Annotated in this window: 18 protein-coding genes; 8 read left to right on the plus strand and 10 right to left on the minus strand. The window is 66.7% G+C overall.

What is annotated here, in order from left to right:
* Window positions 1–112: 112 nt before the first annotated feature.
* The gene (locus tag CDO44_RS19180) at window positions 113–571 is read right to left on the minus strand and encodes a cytochrome c (protein ID WP_087781888.1); all 459 of its coding nucleotides are present in this window, start codon (window positions 569–571) and stop codon (window positions 113–115) included.
* Between the two features lie 409 nt (window positions 572–980).
* Complete coding sequence (gene purB, locus CDO44_RS19185; protein ID WP_087781889.1) at window positions 981–2,357, minus strand: adenylosuccinate lyase; 1,377 nt, start codon at window positions 2,355–2,357, stop codon at window positions 981–983.
* A 125-nt stretch (window positions 2,358–2,482) separates the two neighbouring features.
* On the opposite strand from purB, the gene CDO44_RS19190 reads away from it, so the two are divergent.
* Entirely contained in the window at window positions 2,483–3,097 is a 615-nt protein-coding gene (locus CDO44_RS19190) for a glutathione S-transferase (protein ID WP_087781890.1), read from the plus strand.
* Between the two features lie 130 nt (window positions 3,098–3,227).
* Complete coding sequence (locus tag CDO44_RS19195; protein WP_087781891.1) at window positions 3,228–4,856, plus strand: FMN-binding glutamate synthase family protein; 1,629 nt, start codon at window positions 3,228–3,230, stop codon at window positions 4,854–4,856.
* A gap of 5 nt (window positions 4,857–4,861) precedes the next feature.
* On the opposite strand, the gene CDO44_RS19200 is transcribed toward CDO44_RS19195, so the two are convergent.
* Window positions 4,862–5,602: an SDR family oxidoreductase gene (locus tag CDO44_RS19200; protein WP_087781892.1), complete on the minus strand. Its 741-nt coding sequence runs from the start codon at window positions 5,600–5,602 to the stop codon at window positions 4,862–4,864.
* A 114-nt stretch (window positions 5,603–5,716) separates the two neighbouring features.
* On the opposite strand from CDO44_RS19200, the gene CDO44_RS19205 reads away from it, so the two are divergent.
* On the plus strand, window positions 5,717–6,637 hold the full coding sequence (locus CDO44_RS19205) for a LysR family transcriptional regulator (RefSeq protein ID WP_087781893.1): 921 nt from the start codon (window positions 5,717–5,719) through the stop codon (window positions 6,635–6,637).
* A 141-nt stretch (window positions 6,638–6,778) separates the two neighbouring features.
* Here the strand turns inward: CDO44_RS19205 and CDO44_RS19210 are convergent, their stop codons facing one another.
* A complete protein-coding gene (locus CDO44_RS19210; protein ID WP_087781894.1) occupies window positions 6,779–7,642 on the minus strand; it encodes a fumarylacetoacetate hydrolase family protein in 864 nt (287 codons plus the stop codon).
* 241 nt (window positions 7,643–7,883) lie between these two features.
* Between CDO44_RS19210 and CDO44_RS19215 the strand changes: the two genes are divergently transcribed.
* Window positions 7,884–8,591 (plus strand): GntR family transcriptional regulator, encoded by a 708-nt coding sequence (locus tag CDO44_RS19215; protein ID WP_233146273.1) that lies wholly within the window; start codon window positions 7,884–7,886, stop codon window positions 8,589–8,591.
* 240 nt (window positions 8,592–8,831) lie between these two features.
* Here the strand turns inward: CDO44_RS19215 and mnmA are convergent, their stop codons facing one another.
* From mnmA to CDO44_RS19235, 4 genes are all read right to left on the minus strand, one after another.
* On the minus strand, window positions 8,832–9,956 hold the full coding sequence (gene mnmA, locus CDO44_RS19220; RefSeq protein ID WP_087781896.1) for a tRNA 2-thiouridine(34) synthase MnmA: 1,125 nt from the start codon (window positions 9,954–9,956) through the stop codon (window positions 8,832–8,834).
* Complete coding sequence (locus tag CDO44_RS19225) at window positions 9,943–10,437, minus strand: NUDIX hydrolase (RefSeq protein WP_087781897.1); 495 nt, start codon at window positions 10,435–10,437, stop codon at window positions 9,943–9,945. The genes mnmA and CDO44_RS19225 overlap by 14 nt, the downstream gene beginning before the upstream one ends.
* A gap of 170 nt (window positions 10,438–10,607) precedes the next feature.
* Window positions 10,608–11,531: a dihydrodipicolinate synthase family protein gene (locus CDO44_RS19230; RefSeq protein WP_087781898.1), complete on the minus strand. Its 924-nt coding sequence runs from the start codon at window positions 11,529–11,531 to the stop codon at window positions 10,608–10,610.
* 17 nt (window positions 11,532–11,548) lie between these two features.
* Entirely contained in the window at window positions 11,549–12,283 is a 735-nt protein-coding gene (locus tag CDO44_RS19235) for a FadR/GntR family transcriptional regulator (RefSeq protein ID WP_158213340.1), read from the minus strand.
* A 197-nt stretch (window positions 12,284–12,480) separates the two neighbouring features.
* Between CDO44_RS19235 and CDO44_RS19240 the strand changes: the two genes are divergently transcribed.
* From CDO44_RS19240 to CDO44_RS19250, 3 genes are read left to right on the plus strand one after another with little or no spacing between them, the layout of a single operon-like run.
* Window positions 12,481–13,608, plus strand: coding sequence for a Re/Si-specific NAD(P)(+) transhydrogenase subunit alpha (locus CDO44_RS19240; RefSeq protein WP_087781900.1), 1,128 nt, complete (start codon window positions 12,481–12,483; stop codon window positions 13,606–13,608).
* Window positions 13,608–13,937, plus strand: coding sequence for an NAD(P) transhydrogenase subunit alpha (locus CDO44_RS19245; RefSeq protein ID WP_087781901.1), 330 nt, complete (start codon window positions 13,608–13,610; stop codon window positions 13,935–13,937). Before CDO44_RS19240 ends, CDO44_RS19245 begins: the two co-directional genes overlap by 1 nt.
* The gene (locus CDO44_RS19250) at window positions 13,937–15,370 is read left to right on the plus strand and encodes an NAD(P)(+) transhydrogenase (Re/Si-specific) subunit beta (RefSeq protein ID WP_087781902.1); all 1,434 of its coding nucleotides are present in this window, start codon (window positions 13,937–13,939) and stop codon (window positions 15,368–15,370) included. Before CDO44_RS19245 ends, CDO44_RS19250 begins: the two co-directional genes overlap by 1 nt.
* Here CDO44_RS19250 and CDO44_RS19255 read toward each other — a convergent pair.
* Together CDO44_RS19255 and CDO44_RS19260 are read right to left on the minus strand one after the other, a co-directional pair.
* Window positions 15,354–16,235, minus strand: a complete 882-nt coding sequence (locus CDO44_RS19255; protein WP_087781903.1) for an alpha/beta fold hydrolase — start codon at window positions 16,233–16,235, stop codon at window positions 15,354–15,356. The genes CDO44_RS19250 and CDO44_RS19255 overlap by 17 nt on opposite strands.
* Window positions 16,232–16,993, minus strand: a complete 762-nt coding sequence (locus CDO44_RS19260) for an enoyl-CoA hydratase/isomerase family protein (protein ID WP_087781904.1) — start codon at window positions 16,991–16,993, stop codon at window positions 16,232–16,234. The genes CDO44_RS19255 and CDO44_RS19260 overlap by 4 nt, the downstream gene beginning before the upstream one ends.
* Before the next feature lie 130 nt (window positions 16,994–17,123).
* On the opposite strand from CDO44_RS19260, the gene CDO44_RS19265 reads away from it, so the two are divergent.
* A complete protein-coding gene (locus CDO44_RS19265) occupies window positions 17,124–18,656 on the plus strand; it encodes a class I adenylate-forming enzyme family protein (protein WP_087781905.1) in 1,533 nt (510 codons plus the stop codon).
* The last annotated feature ends 38 nt before the right edge of the window (window positions 18,657–18,694 follow it).

The following is an 18,694-nucleotide window of genomic DNA, read 5'->3' on the forward strand; positions in this document are numbered from 1 at the left end:
CCTTGTCAGAAGTACACGGGTATTCGACCGCCGGACCACGAAAAAAGCCAGGGCGGACCCTGGCTTTTTTTGAAACAACCGGCTTACAAACGAGGAAAGCTATTTCGATCGATTACCGATTGCGGAAGTTGTCGTGGCAGGCCTTGCAACTGGCGCCCACCGCGCCATAGGCGGTCCGCACCTGGGCCAGGTCCCCGGACTGGGCCGCCGCGACCAGCTTGGCGATATCCCCCTGCAAACGCTCCTGGCCTTGCTTGAACTTGGCGTTGTCGGACCACACCGCCGGCCGGGCGCCGCCCCCTTCCGTTCCCTCGCCGAACGCGCTCCAAGGCAGCTTGGACATCATGGCGACGATGGCCACGTCGGCCTGCACCTGTGCCGGATCGTACGGCTGCTGTCCGCGCACCACCGGCGCGATGCGGCCGAAGTGATTGGACATGACGGTAAGCACCGACTGGCGGTACTTGATGGCGTCCTCGGGTTTGGCGAACTGGGCGGCCGCGGTGGCGGGCAGCAGCATCGGCGCCGCGGCAATACAGGCTACGGACAGTACGCGCGCAAGCTTCTTCATCAAGGGCTCCTGGGTGGAACGAGAAGGGAGTTGGACCAGCGGGAAAATAAACCAGGCAGACGATCCTGCCAACGACTTCGATGCGAGGACCTCGCGGAGGTTCCATGGGAGGGAAGCCCACCCCCTTGCGGCCTTCGGCCGCTCCCCCTCAAGAGGGCGGCACTGGCGGACCGGCAAAGCCGGATCCGCTGTGCCCTGGGGTACGACCAGGCTGGCGGGGAACGGCGATTCTGCCTTTTGCCTTCGCGTAACCACCGAGCAACTGTGCCTACCTCTACGCTGGCAGCCAGCGAAGCACCGACACCCCAACCCAAGATAACAGTACTAGACCCGGGATGCGGCGGATCTGGCTCCGCCAGTCCGCCCGCATCGCCCCCTCGAGGGGGACGCGCGCAGCGCGGAGGGGGGGTTATATAGCTCGCGCCAGCTTCGCCGCGAGCCCGATGTAGCTGCGTGGCGTCATCGCCAGCAATCTCGCCTTGGGTTCATCCGGCAGTTCGAGGCCCAGGATGAACTCGCGCAGGGCCTCTTCGGTGATGCCCTTGCCGCGGGTGAGCGCCTTCAGGCGTTCATAGGGCTGGGGCAACCCGTAGCGGCGCATGACGGTCTGCACCGGTTCGGCCAGGACTTCCCAGCACGCGTCCAGGTCGGCGTCGATGGCGGGCGCGTTGATCTCGAGCTTGTCGAGGCCGCGCAGGCAGGCGTCGTAGGCCACCAGGCAATAGCCGAAGCCCACGCCCAGGTTGCGCAGCACGGTGGAGTCGGTCAGGTCGCGCTGCCAGCGGGAAATGGGCAGCTTGTCGGCCAGGTGGCGCAGCGTGGCATTGGCCAGGCCGAGGTTGCCTTCGGAGTTCTCGAAATCGATGGGGTTGACCTTGTGCGGCATGGTCGACGAGCCGATCTCGCCTTCCTTCAGGCGCTGCTTGAAGTAGCCGAGGGCGATGTAGCCCCAGATGTCGCGGTTGACGTCGAGCAGGATCACGTTGGCGCGCGCCACGGCGTCGAAGAGGCTCGCCATCCAGTCGTGCGGCTCGATCTGGATGGTGTGGCGGTTCTGCGTCAGGCCCAGTCCGGTGAGCACCTTGGCACTGAAGGTTTCCCAGTCGATCTCGGGATAGGCCGACAGGTGGGCGTTGAAGTTGCCGGTGGCGCCGTTGAGCTTGGCCAGCGGCTCGACGCGCTCGATCTCGGCAATGGCCCGGCCCAGGCGTGCCGCCATGTTGGCGAATTCCTTGCCCATCGTGGTGGGGCTGGCGGGCTGGCCATGGGTGCGCGACAGCAACGGCTGGTCGGCGTGCTGGTCGGCCAGCGCCACGAGCTTGTCGTAGAGCTTGCGCAGCGCCGGCACCAGGGCCTGGTCCCGCGCGGCACGCAGCATCAGCGCGTGCGACGTGTTATTGATGTCTTCCGAGGTGCAGGCGAAGTGGATGAACTCGGCCGCGCCGCGCAGCTCGTCGTTGTCGGCGACCTTTTCCTTCAGCCAGTATTCCACCGCCTTGACGTCGTGATTGGTCGTGCGCTCGATTTCCTTGATGCGCGCGGCGTCGTCTTCGGAGAACTCGGACACCAGCGCCGCCAGGCGCTGGCGGGCCGCGACGCTGAAGGGCTTCAACTCCGGCAGTCCGGCGTCGGACAGCGCGACCAGCCACGCCACTTCGACCTGCACCCGGTGATGCATGAAGCCGGCTTCGGACAAAAGCGGGCGCAGCAAGGCGCCACGGCTGGCATAGCGGCCGTCCAGCGGCGACAATGCATTGAGGGGGGTGAGCTGGTCGGAAGTTTTCATAAGCACTTGAAAGTAAAAAGAAATTGTAGCACCGCACCGTTTCCGGGACCGGCCTGGATGGTATACTCCGCGACCCATCCCACGCCCGCCGGTGGCTCGATTTTAGGCCCTCCGGTTTTCGCCCTATGAAATTGATCGGCTCGTTGGCCAGCCCTTTCGTCCGCAAAGTCCGCATCGTCCTGGCAGAGAAAAAACTCGACTACCAGTTCGAACAGGAAAACGTGTGGGCCGAAGACACGCGCATCCAGGACTCCAATCCGCTGGGGAAGGTACCCTGCCTGATCATGGAGGACGGCGGCGCCGTGTTCGATTCGCGCGTCATCGCCGAGTACCTGGACACCATCACGCCGGTCTGTCGCCTGCTGCCGCAGTCCGGCCGCGACCGCGCGGAGGTCAAGTGCTGGGAAGCGCTGGCCGACGGCCTCCTGGACGCCGCCGTGCTAATCCGCGCCGAGCACACCCAGCGGCCGGAAGCCCTGCGCAGCGCGAGCTGGATCGCCCGCCAGCAAGGCAAGATCGATGCCGCGCTGGAAGCCATGGAAACGGGCCTGGGCGAAAAGCCCTTCTGCGCGGGCAACAGCTATACGCTGGCCGACGTCGCCGTGGGCTGTGCGCTCGGCTACCTGGATTTCCGCTATCCGGAGCAGGACTGGCGCAGCAGCCACCCGCGGCTGACGCGGCTGCTCGACAAACTGTCGCAGCGCCCCTCGTTCATCGACACCGACCCGCGCAAGGCCTAGCCGGCCGTTCGCCCCGCCTCCCCCGCGGCCCGGCCAGGCGCCGCATGACCATGCCGGCGACTCGCCCGGGCCGCGGGCGATTTCCGCCCGCTGCTATGCTTGACTCCGTTTTCGCACGAAGGAGGCTTGCATGTCCTGGTTCACCGCCCGATACACCACCTTCTGGCTGGCCGTGCTGGGCACCGCGGTGTTCGGAATCGTCGCCCTGTACGACCCCGACTGGAGCGTCCTTGCGCTGATGTTCGCCGCCCTGGTGGTACTGGGCATCGTCGACCTGCTCCAGAAAAAGCACGCCATCCGGCGCAATTACCCGATCCTGGGCAACCTGCGTTTCCTGTTCGAATTCATCCGGCCCGAACTGCGCCAGTATTTCTTCGAGGACGACACCAAGGCGGCGCCGTTCTCCCGCAACCAGCGCTCCATCGTCTACCAGCGGGCCAAGCAGGACATCGACAAGCGCCCCTTCGGAACACAGGAAGACGTCTACGAGCGGCGCTACGAATGGATCAACCACTCGATGGCGCCCGTGCACATCGAGAACTTCGATTTCCGCGTCACCGTGGGCGGGCCGGACTGTACCCAGCCCTACAGCGCCTCGGTCTTCAACATCTCGGCCATGAGCTTCGGCGCCCTCTCGGCCAACGCGGTGCTGGCCCTGAACACCGGCGCGCGCAAAGGCAACTTCGCCCACGACACCGGCGAGGGCGGCATCAGCCGCTATCACCGCGCGCCGGGCGGCGACCTGATCTGGAACATCGGCTCGGGCTACTTCGGCTGCCGGGACGCCGACGGCAACTTCAGCGAGGAAGCCTTCGTCGCCAACGCCACGTCGCCGCAAGTCCGCATGATCGAGATCAAGCTCTCGCAAGGCGCCAAGCCCGGGCACGGCGGCATCCTGCCGGGCGCCAAGGTCACGCCCGAGATCGCCGAGGCGCGCGGCGTGCTGACAGGCGTGGATTGCAATTCGCCCTCGCGGCACGGCGCCTTCTCCACGCCGATCGGCCTGATGCAGTTCGTGGCGAGACTGCGCAAGCTGTCCGGCGGCAAGCCGGTGGGCTTCAAGCTGTGCGTGGGCCATCCCTGGGAATGGTTCGCCATCGTCAAGGCCATGCTGCAGACCGGCATCACGCCGGACTTCATCGTGGTGGACGGCGCCGAAGGCGGCACCGGCGCGGCGCCCGTGGAGTTCACCGACCACGTGGGCGTGCCGCTGCAGGATGGCCTGCTGCTGGTCCACAACACCCTGGTGGGCGTCGACCTGCGCGACAAGATACGCATCGGCGCCTCGGGCAAGATCATCACCGCCTTCGACATCGCACGCACGCTGGCGCTGGGCGCGGACTGGTGCAACAGCGCCCGGGGCTTCATGTTCTCGCTGGGTTGCGTCCAGGCTCAGGCCTGCCACACCGACAAGTGCCCGACCGGCGTCACGACGCAGGACCCGCTGCGCCAGAAGGCGCTGGTCGTGCCGGACAAGGCCGAACGGGTCTACAACTTCCACCGCAATACGCTGCGGGCGCTGAGCGAGCTGGTCTCGGCGGCGGGCCTCGACCATCCCTCCAAGCTGAGCGCCGAGCACATCGTCCGCCGCGTATCGGGCAACGAAGTGAAGCTGCTCGCCGGCCTGTTCCCCTTTCTCAAGCGCGGCGAACTGCTGGCCGGTTCGTCCTCCTATGCGGTCTATCGGAAATACTGGCCGATGGCGCAGGCCGAGTCGTTCGAGGCCATGCTGCCGCAGACCGAGGCCGCGACCGCCTGAATCATTCAGGCGAAGCCGCCGTTGGCCCGCAGCACCTGGGCATTGACCCAGCCGCCGTCCGGACCGGCGAGGAACGACACCACGCCGGCGATGTCCTCCGGCGTGCCCAGACGCTCGAGCGGCGGCAGCTTGGCCATCTGCGCGATCTGCTCGGGACTCTTGCCGTGGAAGAACAGCTCGGTGCCGACCGGCCCCGGCGCGACGGCATTGACGGTAATGCCGCGTCCGCGCAGCTCGTTGGCAAGCACGCGCACCAGGCCTTCCACGCCCGCCTTCGACGCGATGTAGGGACCATAGGCCGGGAACGACCTGGCAATCACGCTGGTGGACAAGGCAATGATGCGGCCGCCCTCGCCCACGTGGGCCGCGGCCTGGGCCAGCACCAGGAACGCGCCGCGCAGGTTGGTGGCGATCACCTTGTCGAAATCCGCCAGGCTGCTTTCGGCGATGCGCGCCATGGGCAGAATCCCGGCGCTGTTGACCACCACGTCGATGCGGCCCAGCTCGCGCTTGGCGGCCGCGAACAGCTCGGCGACCTGCTCGGGCCGTCCGACGTCGCCCTGGATCGCGATGGCCTGGCCACCGGCGGATTCGATTGCGGCCACCGTCTGCTCGGCGGCAACCGTATTGCCGGCATAGTTGACGACGACGGCGAAGCCATCGGCGGCAAGGCGCTTGGAGATGGCTTGACCGATGCCGCGAGAACCGCCCGTGACCAGGGCGACGCGAGAAATATCCGTATTCATGGAACGCTCCGTTGGAAGGTGGGATACCGTGGCACCCATTCTCCTTGTTAATTTCCATGAAATAAATACGCCAAAATTGGCAATAAAATTCAACACCACACAACAATTGCCGCCATGGACCGATTCGACTCGCTGCAGCTCTTCACTCGCATCGTGGAACTGGGCAGCTTCAGCCGCGCCGCGGCCGCGCTCGACATTCCGCGCGCCACCGCCACGCATGCGATCAAGGAACTCGAGGGACGGCTGGGCACCCGGCTGCTGGACCGCACGACACGCCACGTGCGGCCGACTCCCGATGGCCAGGCGTTCTATGAACGGTGCGTGCACGTCCTGAGCGAACTGGACGACGCCGAATCCTCGTTGCGGCACCTCGCCGCCAACCCGCGCGGCGTGCTGCGCGTGGACCTGCACGGCACACATGCGACGCAGGTCATCCTGCCGCGCATCGACGAGTTCCGCGCTCGCTATCCCGGCCTCGACCTGGTCGTCAGCGGCGGCGACAGATTGGTCGATCTCGTGCGGGAAGGCGTGGACTGCGTGGTACGCGCGGGCAAGCCCCGGGACTCGACGCTCGCGGCAAGGCGCCTGGCGGTCATGCCTCAGATCGTCTGCGCCAGCCCCGCCTACCTGGCCCGGTTCGGCACGCCCCGCCACCCTGACGAGCTCGCGGCGCACCAGGCGGTGAAATTCTTCTCGAGCAGCGGCGCCGTGGATTACCCGCTGGAACTGATCGTCGACGGGCAGTTGCGCACGTTCGCACTGGACGGCTGGGTATCGGTCAACGATGCCGAGAACTACGTCATCTGCGGCCGGCGCGGCTGCGGCCTGGTCCAGTTGCCGCGCTTCCACGTGGAAGAGGACTTGCGCGCCGGGCGCCTGGTCGAAGTACTGGGGGCGTGGGCCAGCCCCGCCATGCCGCTGGCCGCGATGTATCCGTCCCAACGGCAGTTGTCGCCGCGCGTGCGGGTGTTCATCGACTGGCTGGTGCAGGTGTACGAAGAGAAGTTCGGTCCGCCGCCCGTGGGCCAGGCTTAGGCCGAACGGGGGTACGAGAGCCCTTGCCGCTGGATCTTCCAAGGGGCGTTCTCCCTCGGGGACGGCGGCAGGCAAAAAAAAGCGCGCCGAAGCGCGCTTTCTTCCCTCCGTACCGGCTGATGCCGGAACGCGGCCTCTTGGTCAGGCAGCCTCGGCCTGCACCGGGTTGCGCAACAGGCCGACCTTCTCGATCTCGATCTCGACCACGTCGCCCGGCTTCATCCAGACTTGCGGATTGCGCGCCTGGCCCACGCCGGCGGGCGTGCCCATGACGATGACGTCGCCAGGCTCAAGCGTCAGGACTTCGGTAAGCAGTTCGATGGTCTCGGGCACGTCGAAGATCATGTCGCTGGTGTTGGCGTCCTGCATGACCTGGCCGTTCAGGCGGCACTTGATGGACAGGCCGCGGGCCGCTTCGGGCAGTTCGTCGGCGGTGACCAGTTGCGGGCCGAAGCCGCCCGTGGCGTCGAAATTCTTGCCGATGGTCCATTGCGGCGTGCGCTTCTGGTAGTCGCGCACCGAGATGTCGTTGAAGCACGCATAACCGAAGACGAGGTCGAGCGCCTTGTCGCGCTTGACGTGCCGGCCGGCCTTGCCGATCACCACGGCGAGCTCGGCCTCGTAGTCGAACTTGTCGGAGACGCGCGGACGCAGCGTGGGCTCGCCGTGCGCCAGCAGCGAAGTGGCGCCGCGGAAGAAGAACCACGGATATTCCGGCTTGTCGCGGCCGCCTTCCTTGGCATGATCGAAATAGTTCAAGCCCAGGCAGATGATCTTGCCAGGACGCGGCACGACCGGCGCATAGGCGATCGAATCGAGCGACAGGCGCGGGGCGGACGAGGCGATCGCGGCCTTGGCGGCGGCCTGCAGGTCGACACCTGCCTGCAGCGCGGCGCCCAGGTCGGCCGGTACTTGGGGCTGGGCCTGGTTCAGGTCGATGACGCCATCGTCGGCCAGGACACCGAGGCGCACGGCGCCGTCTTTGCGGAAACTCACGAATTTCATCTCAAACTCCGGTTGTGCAAGGTAAGAAACGCGCATGCGCGACGTGCCTGCCAGGGGACGGCGCTCCCCGACGGGGTCTATTCGCTCCTTTGGCTCCGCCATTTTATATACATTTTTTGGAATGGCAATTTTTTATACATATTTTCCTCGGCAATCGCGGTTTATACACTTTCGGATAAAATCCGATCCCAGGGCGCAACCGCCCGGGCAGCCCCGGCATGCCGGGCATTCTGGAGTCTTCGTGGCAAAAACCCCCGCCCTTCCAGTCGATCAAGGCGCAGCCGCCCCGACCATGGCGACCTCGCTGTACGACCGCATGCGCGCCGATCTGCTGGCGGGCCGGCTGCTCGCCCCCGGTCGCAAGCTGCAAATCGAATTCCTGAGTCATCACTACGGCGCCGGGCAGACGCCCGTGCGCGAGGCCCTGAACCGGCTCACGGCGGACGGCCTGGTGGAACAGCGCGACCAGCGTGGCTTCGCCGTAGCCGCGGTCAGCCCGGCGGACCTGATCGAAATCACCAACACCCGTTGTTGGCTGGAGGAACTCGCGCTGCGCAAATCCATGGCGTCCGGCTCCTCGCAGTGGGAGGAAGAACTGGTACTGGCCTTCCATCGACTGTCGAAGACACCCCGCTCCTTGCACCCCGAGCGCTTCGAGGCCAATCCGGAATGGGAACAACGGCACCGGGCCTTTCACCGGGCGCTGATAGGCGGCTGCGGCTCGCGCTGGCTGATCGGTTTCTGCGAGCAACTGGCCGACCAGCTCTATCGCTATCGCCAGTTGTCGGTGCAGAAAATCTTTCCGGACCGGCCGATCCAGGAAGAACACGAGGCGCTGATGGAAGCCATCACCGCCGGCAACGCCGACCTTGCCGTCTCGCTATTGACCGAGCACTATCAGAAGACCGCCCGGATCGTGCTCGAGGATCCTGAAGTATTCCCCCGATAGGGGGACCCACCCCCTTGCGGCCTTCGGCCGCTCCCCCTCAAGGGGGCGGCGCTGGCGGACCGGCAAAGCCGGATCCGCGGCGCCCTGGGTCTAGTGCGAATTTCTCGGATTGCGGCACCGTAGCTACCGCTGGCAGCCAGCGAAGCACCGGCGCCACATTCCAAGAAAGCGGTACTAGATCCAGGATGCGGCGGATCCGGCTCCGCCGGTCCGCCCGCATCGCCCCCTGGGGGGCGCCCGTCAGGGCGTAGGGGGGGGCGTAATCACACCGCCACCCAGGCAGACTTCGCCGTCATACAGCACGGCCGATTGGCCCGGCGTCACCGCCCATTGCGCCTCGGGGAAGCTCAGCTCGAAGCCTTCGCCTTCGGCCCGTTCGAGCACGGACGCGGCGTCGGGTTGGCGGTAGCGCGTCTTGGCGCCGTAAGAACCGGGCGCGGGGGGCTCGCCGGCCACCCACGAGGCCTGCTGCGCATGCAGCGACTCGCTCAGCAGCCAGGGGTGGTCGTGGCCTTGCACCACGTACAGCGTATTCGATTCGAGATCCTTCTTCGCCACGTACCAGGCGTCGGCCGTGCCGTCCTCCTGCTGGCGTCCCTTCACGCCGCCTATGCCCAGGCCCTTGCGCTGGCCCAGGGTGTAGAAGGACAACCCCACATGCCGGCCCAGGACCTGGCCTTCCGGAGTGCGTATCGGGCCGGGCTGGGTCGGCAGGTAGCGGTTCAGGAATTCGCGGAACGGCCGTTCGCCGATGAAGCAGATGCCGGTGGAGTCCTTCTTCGCGGCATTGGACAGTCCGAGTTCGTGGGCGATGCGGCGCACTTCGGTCTTGCGGATCTCGCCCAGCGGGAACACGGTGCGCGACAGCTGGTCCTGGTTCAGGCGATGCAGGAAATAGCTCTGGTCCTTGGTGTCGTCCAGAGCCTTGAGCAGCTGGTAGCGCCCCGCCTGCGGCCCGGATTCCACACGGCGCACGCGCGCGTAGTGGCCGGTCGCGATGTGTTCGGCCCCCATGCGCATGGCGTGGTCCAGGAAAGCCTTGAACTTGATCTCGGCATTGCACAGCACGTCGGGGTTGGGCGTGCGGCCGGCCGAATATTCGCGCAGGAATTCCGCGAAGACGCGGTCCTTGTATTCGGCGGCGAAATTGACCGCCTCGATATCGATGCCGACGACGTCGGCCACGCTGGCCGCGTCCAGCCAATCCTGGCGGGTCGAGCAGTATTCGGAGTCGTCGTCGTCCTCCCAGTTCTTCATGAACAGGCCGACGACCTCGTAGCCCTGCTGCTTCAGCAGCCAGGCGCTGACCGACGAATCCACACCGCCGGACATGCCGATGACGATGCGTCCCTTACTGCTTGCCATGATGCGTATCCAAGATTGCTGAATGGGTATAGAGGGCGTCCAGGGCCAGCCATGCCCGCCCCGACGCCCGCGCGCGCAGATAGTCGTCCACGCAGCGCATCACCAGCGGACTGCGATGCTCGGCCTGCCGGGCACGCAATTCGTCGGCGGAAATCCAGAACGCGCGGCGTATGCCTTCGTCCAGCGCGCGGCCGGGGATGGGCTCTCCCACGGCGCCGACGAATGCGAATCGCAGGAAGGTGGGCGCGGCCTCGCCGCCGGGACGCCACAGGTAGGTGCCCAGCAGCCCTTCCGGCCGGAAAGGATGCGCGGTTTCTTCCAGGGTTTCGCGGAGCACCGCCTGCTCGAGCGATTCGCCGGCTTCCAAGTGGCCGGCCGGCTGGTTCAGCCTGATGCCGTCGTCGGTGTCTTCTTCGATGACCAGAAACCTGCCGCCGCGCTCGATCACGGCGGCGACGGTCACGCGGGGCGTCCAGACCATGGATGTTGCTCGTTCGGATCCATGGGCGATTTTACCCCGTCCCGCCGGATGCCTCCGAAGCGCCAGCGCCGCCTTGCCGAGGGGGCCGCGCGAAGGCGCGGAGAAGGTGGACTTCCGTTCCCTGGAGGGCGCCTGTCAAGGCGTAGAGGGGCATCTACAGGAGGCCACCGTCACCTGATTCCGGGCATGTCGAAGCCCAGCTCCTCGAGCTTGCCGATCAGCTCGGCCTCTTGCTCGCCCGGCATGTCGGTCAGCGGCGGACGCACGGCGCGCCAGGCGGGATCCTGCGAGAAATACGCGATGACGGCCTTGAGCGCCGGGATCATCGGGTACTTCTGCACCAGCTCGCGGGTCTGGCTGACTTTCTGCTGCAAGGCCTCCGCGTCGGGCCCCTGCCAATTGTCGTAGAGCCGGCTGATGGGCCCCGGGTTGATGTTGCCGGTGGCCGTGATGCAGCCCTTGCCGCCGGCTCGCAGGCCGCGCAGCAGCAGCGTCTCGCTGGCGGGGAACACGTCGAAGCCGGTCGAGGCGAAGGCATCGATGACGGACTTGGAGTAGTTCCAGTCGCCGGACGAATCCTTCAGGCCCACGACGGTGTCGGGATAGGCCTTGACCAGGCGCTCGATCAGCGGCAGCGAAATCGGCACCTGCGATACCGGCGGGATGTGATACAGGTAGACGCGCAGCGCGGAATCGCCGACGTTCTCGATGACCTGGCTGTAGTACCGGAACAGGCCTTCGTCGGACACGCCCTTGTAGAAGAACGGCGGCAGCATCAACACGCCGGCGGCCCCCAGCTTGACCGCCGCCGTCGTCAACTGCGCGGCCTCGGGCACCGAGCAGGCGCCCGTGCCGGGCATGAGCTTGGCGCCGGGAATGCCGTCCGCCACCAGCTTGTTCATCAGTTCGATCTTCTCCGGCGCCGACAGCGAATTGGCTTCGCTGTTGGTACCGAAGATGGCCAGGCCCGCGCAGCCGCTGTCGAGCAGCCAGCGGCAATGACGGGCGAAGCGGCCGGCGTCGGGCAGCATGTCGTTCTGGAATGGCGTGACGACCGGAGCAAGCAGGCCTTGCAGGCGGGGTGGAGTGGACATGTCTCTCTCTTCCTCGATCAGTGGGCTTGGATTCGTTGCAGGCGGGCCATCGCGTTGCTCATGTGCGCATGGGCGGCCTGCCTGGCGGCGGCGGGATCGTGCGCGGCGATCGCCTCGTAGATGGCTTCGTGTTCCATCCTGATGTCGCTGAGCCAGCCGGCCAGCTCGCAGTTGCGCCGGCTGATGGAAAGCTGGCTACGGGTATAGCGTTCCAGGAATTCGAAGAAATCGTCGTAGACCGGGTTGTTGGCCGCGCGCGCGATGGCCCGGTGGAACAGGATGTCTTCCTCCACGCCGTCGCCGCCGCGCTGGCTTGCCTGGTTCAGGACCTTGAGCGCGCTGCGGATCTCCTTGACCTGCGCCGGCGTGGCACGGGCGGCCGCCAGCGCGGCGGCCTCGGTTTCGACGCCTATGCGCAGTTCGAATACCTGCTGCACGACGGCATGGGCCTCCTGGCGATCGCCGCCGATGCGGAAAGGCCGCCCCACGGGCGTGGCGGCGACGAACGCGCCGAGCCCCTGGCGCGTGGTGACCAGGCCGTCGGACTTCAGGCGGGCGATGGCTTCGCGTACCACGGTGCGGCTGACGCCGAACTCGGACGCCAGGCGTTCTTCAGTCGGCAATCGGCTGCCGGCCGCCCGCTCGCCCGACACGATCTGCGTGGAGAGCACTTCGCTGAGCTGTTCGGCAAGATTGCTGCTGCGCAACGGGTTCGACGACATGCGGGCCAGGACGAGATGAAGTGGGTTCACATATTGCCCGGTTATCATACAACCCGTCAACCAGGAGACCAGCAACACCGGGGCGGCCGGACAGGGCGGCAAGAAAGCCACGGGAAAACAGAAGGCGCATGCTAGGATGCACCGGGGCGATACGGGGGGAACGCACAGGCCGCGCAAGACGGCAATGCCCTCGTGCCGATCCGCCACAACGCACAGAGGAGAGTCTCATGAAGATTGGGGTCCCGACTGAAATACGGCCGGGGGAGACGCGTGTTGCCGCCACGCCGGAAACGGTGAAGAAGCTCACGGCCGGCGACGCCAACCAGGTGCTGGTGCAAGCCGGCGCCGGAGGACAAGCCAGCTTTACCGACGAGGCCTATGCCGCCGCGGGCGCCACGCTGGTGCCCGATGCCGCGCAAGTCTATGCGCAGGCCGACCTGGTCTTGAAAGTACAGGCGCCGCAGGAATCCGAGCTCGCGCAGCTGCGAGAGGGCCAGATCCTGCTCGGCATGCTCAATCCGTTCGATGCCGAGGGCCTTACGAAACTCGCCGCCACCGGCGTGACGGGATTCGCGCTCGAGGCGGCTCCCCGCATCACGCGGGCGCAGAGCCTGGACGTCCTGTCCTCGCAGGCGAACATCGCGGGCTACAAGGCAGTCATCGTGGCCGCCGATCACTATGGCCGCTTCATGCCCATGCTGATGACCGCCGCCGGCACCGTCAAGGCGGCGCGCGTGGTGGTGCTGGGCGCCGGCGTGGCGGGCCTGCAGGCCATTGCCACCGCCAAGCGGCTGGGCGCGGTGGTCGAGGCCTCCGACGTGCGCCCCGCCGCCAAGGAACAGATCGAATCGCTGGGGGCCAAGTTCATCGACGTGCCCTACGAGACCGACGAGGAACGCGAGATCGCCCAAGGAGTGGGCGGCTATGCGCGCCCCATGCCGGCCGCGTGGATGGCGCGCCAGGCGGCGCTCGTGGCCGAGCGGTGCAGACAGGCCGACATCGTCATCACGACGGCATTGATCCCGGGCCGCCCTGCGCCCGTCCTCGTCAGCGAAGAGACGGTCGCCGGCATGAAGCCGGGCTCGGTCATCGTCGACCTCGCCGTCGAACGCGGCGGCAACTGCCCGCTGTCCAAGCCCGATCAGGTGGTCGAAGCGCACGGCGTGAAGATCGTCGGCTACACCAACCTCGCCGCCCGCGTGGCGACCGACGCATCGGCCCTCTACGCCCGCAACCTGCTGGATTTCCTGAAGCTGGTCGTCGCCAAGGATGGCGCGCCGGCCATCCAGCGCGAAGACGAGATCGTCGCCGCCTGCATGGTGTGCGATGCCCATCGTGTGCTGAGGAACAAGTAATGGAACTCATCGACCACACCATCATCAACCTGATCATCTTCGTGCTGGCCATCTACGTGGGCTACCACGTCGTCTGGAACGTCACCCCCGCCCTGCATACGCCGCTGATGGCGGTGACCAACGCCATTTCGGCCATCATCATCGTCGGCGCCATGCTTGCCGCGGCCCTGACCGATACGGGCCTGGGCAAGGCCATGGGCGTGCTGGCCGTGGCGCTGGCCGCGGTCAACGTGTTCGGCGGCTTCCTCGTCACGCGGCGCATGCTGGAGATGTTCCGCAAGAAGCCCAAGGCTGCCCCGGCCGGCGCGTCCAAGCAGGAGGCCCGCTGATGCTTTCGCTCAACGTCGTCACCCTGCTGTACCTCGTCGCCTCGGTATGTTTCATCCAGGCGCTCAAGGGACTCTCGCACCCCACGACTTCCCGCATGGGCAACACCTTCGGCATGATCGGCATGGCGATCGCCGTGCTGACCACCGCCGCGCTCATCGCCAAGCTGAGCGGCGAACCCATCGCCGGGCTGGGCTGGGTGGTGCTCGGGCTCCTGGTGGGCGGCACCGCCGGCACCATCATGGCCAAGCGCGTGGAAATGACCAAGATGCCCGAGCTGGTGGCCTTCATGCACAGCATGATCGGTCTGGCCGCGGTATTCATCGCCATTGCGGCGGTGGCCGAGCCGCACGCCTTCGGCATCGCCGGTCCGGGGCTTCCCATCCCCACCGGCAACCGCATCGAACTGTTTATCGGCACCTTCGTCGGCGCGATCACCTTCTCCGGTTCGGTCATCGCCTTCGGCAAGCTCTCGGGCCGCTACAAGTTGCGCGTGTTCCGTGGCGCGCCGGTGGTGTTCGCCGGCCAGCACATGCTGAACCTGCTCCTGGCGATCGTCATGGTGGCCTGCGGCATCTGGTTCGCCGTCACGCAGCAATGGACGCCCTACGTGATCATGACCGCCATCGCCTTCGTGCTGGGCGTGCTCATCATCATTCCCATCGGCGGCGCCGACATGCCGGTGGTGGTGTCGATGCTGAACAGCTACTCGGGCTGGGCGGCCGCGGGCATCGGGTTTTCGCTCAACAACCCCATGCTCATCATCGCCGGCTCGCTGGTGGGTTCGTCGGGCGCGATCCTGTCCTACATCATGTGCAAGGCGATGAACCGCTCGTTCTTCAACGTGATCCTGGGCGGTTTCGGCGGCGACGCCTCGGCCGGCGCGGCGGCCGGCGACCAGCAGCAGCGCAGCGTGAAATCGGGCAGCCCCGATGATGCGGCCTTCATGCTGACCAATGCCGAGACCGTGGTGATCGTGCCAGGCTACGGCCTGGCGGTGGCCCGCGCCCAGCATGCGCTCAAGGAACTCACCACCAAGCTGACCGAGAAAGGCGTGGACGTGAAATACGCCATCCATCCGGTGGCCGGCCGCATGCCCGGGCACATGAACGTGCTGCTGGCCGAGGCCGAGGTACCCTACGACCAGGTGTTCGAAATGGAGGACATCAACTCCGAGTTCGGACAGGTCGACGTGGTGCTGGTGCTGGGCGCCAACGACGTGGTGAACCCCGCCGCGAAGAACGACCCCAAGTCGCCCATCGCGGGCATGCCCATTCTCGAGGCCTACAAGGCGCGCACCATCATCGTCAACAAGCGGTCGATGGCGGCGGGCTACGCGGGCCTGGACAACGAACTGTTCTACCTGGACAAGACCATGATGGTGTTCGGCGACGCGAAGAAGGTCGTCGAGGACATGGTCAAGGCCGTGGAGTAAGCAGCGCCCGTAGCGTCGAGATCAGCGCCAGCGGTTGGTCCAGCATCACATAGTGATAGGACTCCGGGACGACGATCGGCCCGCGTCCATGCCGCAGGCAGGCAACGGTGCGTTCCGCGTCCTGCTGGCGGACCACGGCGCTGAACTCGCCACGCACGTAGTCCACGGGGACATCCAGCCCGCGCAGCAGTCCGCCCATGTCCGGCTCGTGCGGTCCGGGCGGCAGGAACGGATCGAATTTCCATAGCCAGCCCTGCCCTACCGGACGCAGCGAAAAGCGCGCCACGTGATCCAGCAGGAAATCGTTATCGCATGGCTGCCCGGGTGTCAGCCGATAGCGGGCCCTGGCACTGGCGAAATCGGGATAAGGCTCGGTGCGAGGCCGGCGGGGCGGCGATGCCGAGCTGGGCGGGCTATCGGCGAAACGGCAGATGCTGTCGACCGCCACCACGTGCCGGATCCTGCCGGGAAACTCCGCGGCGGCCCGCAATGCACGGGCGCCGCCGAAGCTGTGCCCGACCACCGCGGCTGGCCCGAGTCCGGCATCGTCGATGACCGCCGCGATATCCGCGGCGAAACCCAGGGCGCTGTAGGCCTGGCGATGACCGCTGTCGCCCATGCCTGAGAGGTCGATGGCCGCGACTCGGTAGCGGTCGGCGAAGTATGGTGCGATGAAATCCCAATAGCGCGCATGCGCCCGGTAGCCGTGGACGAACAGCAGGCCCGGCCGCGTCCGGTGCTCCAGCCCCCACCCCAGGTAGTGCAGGCGCACGCCGTCCGACGTAACGAACCGCGACTCGGCCGGCCATGCCAGCGCACGCTCGAACCAGGCCGGCACGCCGGTTCCGGGCTTGCCCTCGATCATCCTCGGTCCACCCTGGCTCGAGGCTGGGCGCCTGCGCCATCCACCACCGAGGCATGGCGGCCGGACTGCGCAATGTCCATCCTCGCTTCGGCGACGAGCTGCAGGTGGCGTGCGATGGCTGCGCGCCGCTCGGCCAGCACCAGCCGCTTGGTCAGCCGCGTGGCTCGCATCGAATTGCCGGACAACGATCGCGCCAACGCAAGCGCCTCGGCATAGGGATCCGGCACGACGCGGTTGACCAGGCGGATCTCCCGGGCCTCCTCGGCCGTATAAGCGCGTCCCGTCAGCATGATCTCCAGCGCGGCGGCTTCGCCCACGATGCCCGGCAAGGTGATGTCGCTGATGCCGGACAGCATGCCGTGCTCGACCTCGGGAAAGGCCAGGCGCGCGTCGGGACCGGCTATGCGCATGTCGCAATGGATGGCCAGCGTCAGCCCGAAGCCGATCACATAGCCATGCAACGCCGCCACGACCGGCTTGGTCAGTTCCACGCCCACCGACGGTATGGCATTGGCCAGGGTCTCGGTGTCGACCGTGCGTCCCGTGGCCTTCATTTCCTTGAAATCCGATCCCGCCGAGAACGCCTTGGGGCCCGCGCCGCGTACCACGATCGCCCTCACATCGTCGCGCGCCTCGGCCTTTCGCCAGATGTCTGCCAGGGCCGCCTTGTGAGCGGCATCCAACGCATTCAGGCGCTCGGGCCGGTTCAGGGTGACGACAAACACGCCGTCGCCCATGCCTTCGAATTCGATGCTCATCGATGCTCCTTCCATGCCTGCGCGTCGAGACAGGCGTGGAAGGGCATTCTAGGAATAGTTTGTATAGAGCACAACATGTGTTTATTATGAACATACCGCCCAGGGCCGACAGGCTGCCGCCCATCCATCCATGAACATCCCCACGCTTCTCGAACAGGCCGGCAGGACCTGGCCCGATCGTTGCGCATTGATCGACGCGGATAGCGGCCGGCGCTATGGCTTCCCGGAACTGGTCCGCGCGATATTCGGGTTCTCGCACCGGCTGCTCGCGGCATTCGACACCCGCCCGGGCGACCGCATCGCGCTGCTGGGAGACGCCACGCCCGACTTCCTGTTCGCCGACTACGGCGTCATGAGCGCGGGCCGCGTCAGGGTGTCGCTGGATCCTGCCCTCGATCCGGCCGAGCTGCTGGCCCAGTTGCGCGATTCCGAAGCTCGCGTGCTGCTGTATTGCCCGCCCTACTCCGCGCGGATAGAAGCGCTGGGCCCGGACCTGGAGGCTTGCGGCATCGATGCCCGCCCGCTCGAAAGCCTCGCCCCGGCGCCGGACCCGGCCGGGTCCGGCCCGCCCATCCCGTGCGAACCGGACTGGATCGCGGCGCTGAACTATACGGGCGGCACCACGGGCACGCCCAAGGCAGTCGTGCATACGCACGCCACCTACTGCGCCGCCCTACACAACATCGCCAAGGCGCGCCGCCCGTGGACGGGCGACCGGATGCTCAACGTACGGCCGCTCTGGCCGATCGCGGCAATTTCGCTGCTTGCGCACCTGCTGCAAGGCGGCACGCTGATTCTGGGATCCCATTTCGATCCTCGGCGCTTCCTCGAACTGGTGGAGCGATACCGGCCGACCTGCACGTCGCTGGTGCCCACGCACCTGGTCCGCATACTTCGGTTGTTGCCGGATGTCCGCGCCGATCTCGGCTCGCTGTCGTGCATAGAAATCGGCGCGGCGGCCATGCCGCCGGAATTGTTCGAACAGGCGGTCTCCGTCTTCGGTCCTGTCTTCTCCGTCATCTATGGCCTGACGGAAGCTCCTTGGACCTGCTATCGTCCCCCGCCCGCCGCCTCGGAACTGCTGGCCGATCCCGCCGGCACGCTCGGCCTGGTCGGGCCTGCCACCGACCTGGCAGAGGTCGCCATCGGCGATGGCCAAGCGCGCCTGCCACCCGGAACGACCGGCGAAGTGTTGATACGCGGCCCCCATGTCATGCGGGGTTACTGGAACCAGCCGGAGCTGACTGCGGCCGTGATCGAAGACGGCTGGTTCCATACAGGCGACCTGGGCTGCCTCGATGTCCAGGGGCGGCTGCGCATACAGGGCCGGGCCAAGGCCGTCATCCGGACCGGCGGCAAGTCGGTGCAGCCCGACGAAGTGGAGCAAGTGCTGTGCAGCCATCCGTGGGTGCTGGAGGCCGCGGTCGTCGGCGTCGCGGATCCCGAATGGGGCGAGATCGTCGCCGCGGCGGTCGTGGCGCGGCCTGGCGCCCGCCTGAACGGCGAGGAACTGGCTGCGCTCTGCCGGGAGCGCCTGTCCTCGCACAAGCGCCCCAAGCGAATGCTGTTCATGGACGCCCTGCCGCGCTCTCACTACGGTAAAGTGTTGACCCGGAAAGTCCAGGACGCGATAGCCGCCTACGGGGCCGTCCGCCGGGATTGAACGCGGCGGCCGCCAGTCCCCCGCGGCGTTTTGCCACC

The organism is Pigmentiphaga sp. NML080357 (assembly GCF_002188465.1).
Lineage (GTDB): Bacteria > Pseudomonadota > Gammaproteobacteria > Burkholderiales > Burkholderiaceae_B > Pigmentiphaga.

What these genes read in the sequence shown, in the direction of transcription:
- CDO44_RS19205 (WP_087781893.1), top strand. Translation starts at nt 5,717, where the DNA reads ATGGACCGATTCGACTCGCTGCAGCTCTTCACTCGCATCGTGGAACTG.
- CDO44_RS19190 (WP_087781890.1), top strand. Translation starts at nt 2,483, where the DNA reads ATGAAATTGATCGGCTCGTTGGCCAGCCCTTTCGTCCGCAAAGTCCGC.
- CDO44_RS19245 (WP_087781901.1), top strand. Translation starts at nt 13,608, where the DNA reads ATGGAACTCATCGACCACACCATCATCAACCTGATCATCTTCGTGCTG.
- CDO44_RS19260 (WP_087781904.1), bottom strand. Translation starts at nt 16,993, where the DNA reads ATGAGCATCGAATTCGAAGGCATGGGCGACGGCGTGTTTGTCGTCACC.
- CDO44_RS19250 (WP_087781902.1), top strand. Translation starts at nt 13,937, where the DNA reads ATGCTTTCGCTCAACGTCGTCACCCTGCTGTACCTCGTCGCCTCGGTA.
- CDO44_RS19240 (WP_087781900.1), top strand. Translation starts at nt 12,481, where the DNA reads ATGAAGATTGGGGTCCCGACTGAAATACGGCCGGGGGAGACGCGTGTT.
- CDO44_RS19200 (WP_087781892.1), bottom strand. Translation starts at nt 5,602, where the DNA reads ATGAATACGGATATTTCTCGCGTCGCCCTGGTCACGGGCGGTTCTCGC.
- CDO44_RS19225 (WP_087781897.1), bottom strand. Translation starts at nt 10,437, where the DNA reads ATGGTCTGGACGCCCCGCGTGACCGTCGCCGCCGTGATCGAGCGCGGC.
- CDO44_RS19210 (WP_087781894.1), bottom strand. Translation starts at nt 7,642, where the DNA reads ATGAAATTCGTGAGTTTCCGCAAAGACGGCGCCGTGCGCCTCGGTGTC.
- CDO44_RS19180 (WP_087781888.1), bottom strand. Translation starts at nt 571, where the DNA reads ATGAAGAAGCTTGCGCGCGTACTGTCCGTAGCCTGTATTGCCGCGGCG.
- CDO44_RS19255 (WP_087781903.1), bottom strand. Translation starts at nt 16,235, where the DNA reads ATGATCGAGGGCAAGCCCGGAACCGGCGTGCCGGCCTGGTTCGAGCGT.
- CDO44_RS19195 (WP_087781891.1), top strand. Translation starts at nt 3,228, where the DNA reads ATGTCCTGGTTCACCGCCCGATACACCACCTTCTGGCTGGCCGTGCTG.
- purB (WP_087781889.1), bottom strand. Translation starts at nt 2,357, where the DNA reads ATGAAAACTTCCGACCAGCTCACCCCCCTCAATGCATTGTCGCCGCTG.
- CDO44_RS19230 (WP_087781898.1), bottom strand. Translation starts at nt 11,531, where the DNA reads ATGTCCACTCCACCCCGCCTGCAAGGCCTGCTTGCTCCGGTCGTCACG.
- CDO44_RS19265 (WP_087781905.1), top strand. Translation starts at nt 17,124, where the DNA reads ATGAACATCCCCACGCTTCTCGAACAGGCCGGCAGGACCTGGCCCGAT.
- mnmA (WP_087781896.1), bottom strand. Translation starts at nt 9,956, where the DNA reads ATGGCAAGCAGTAAGGGACGCATCGTCATCGGCATGTCCGGCGGTGTG.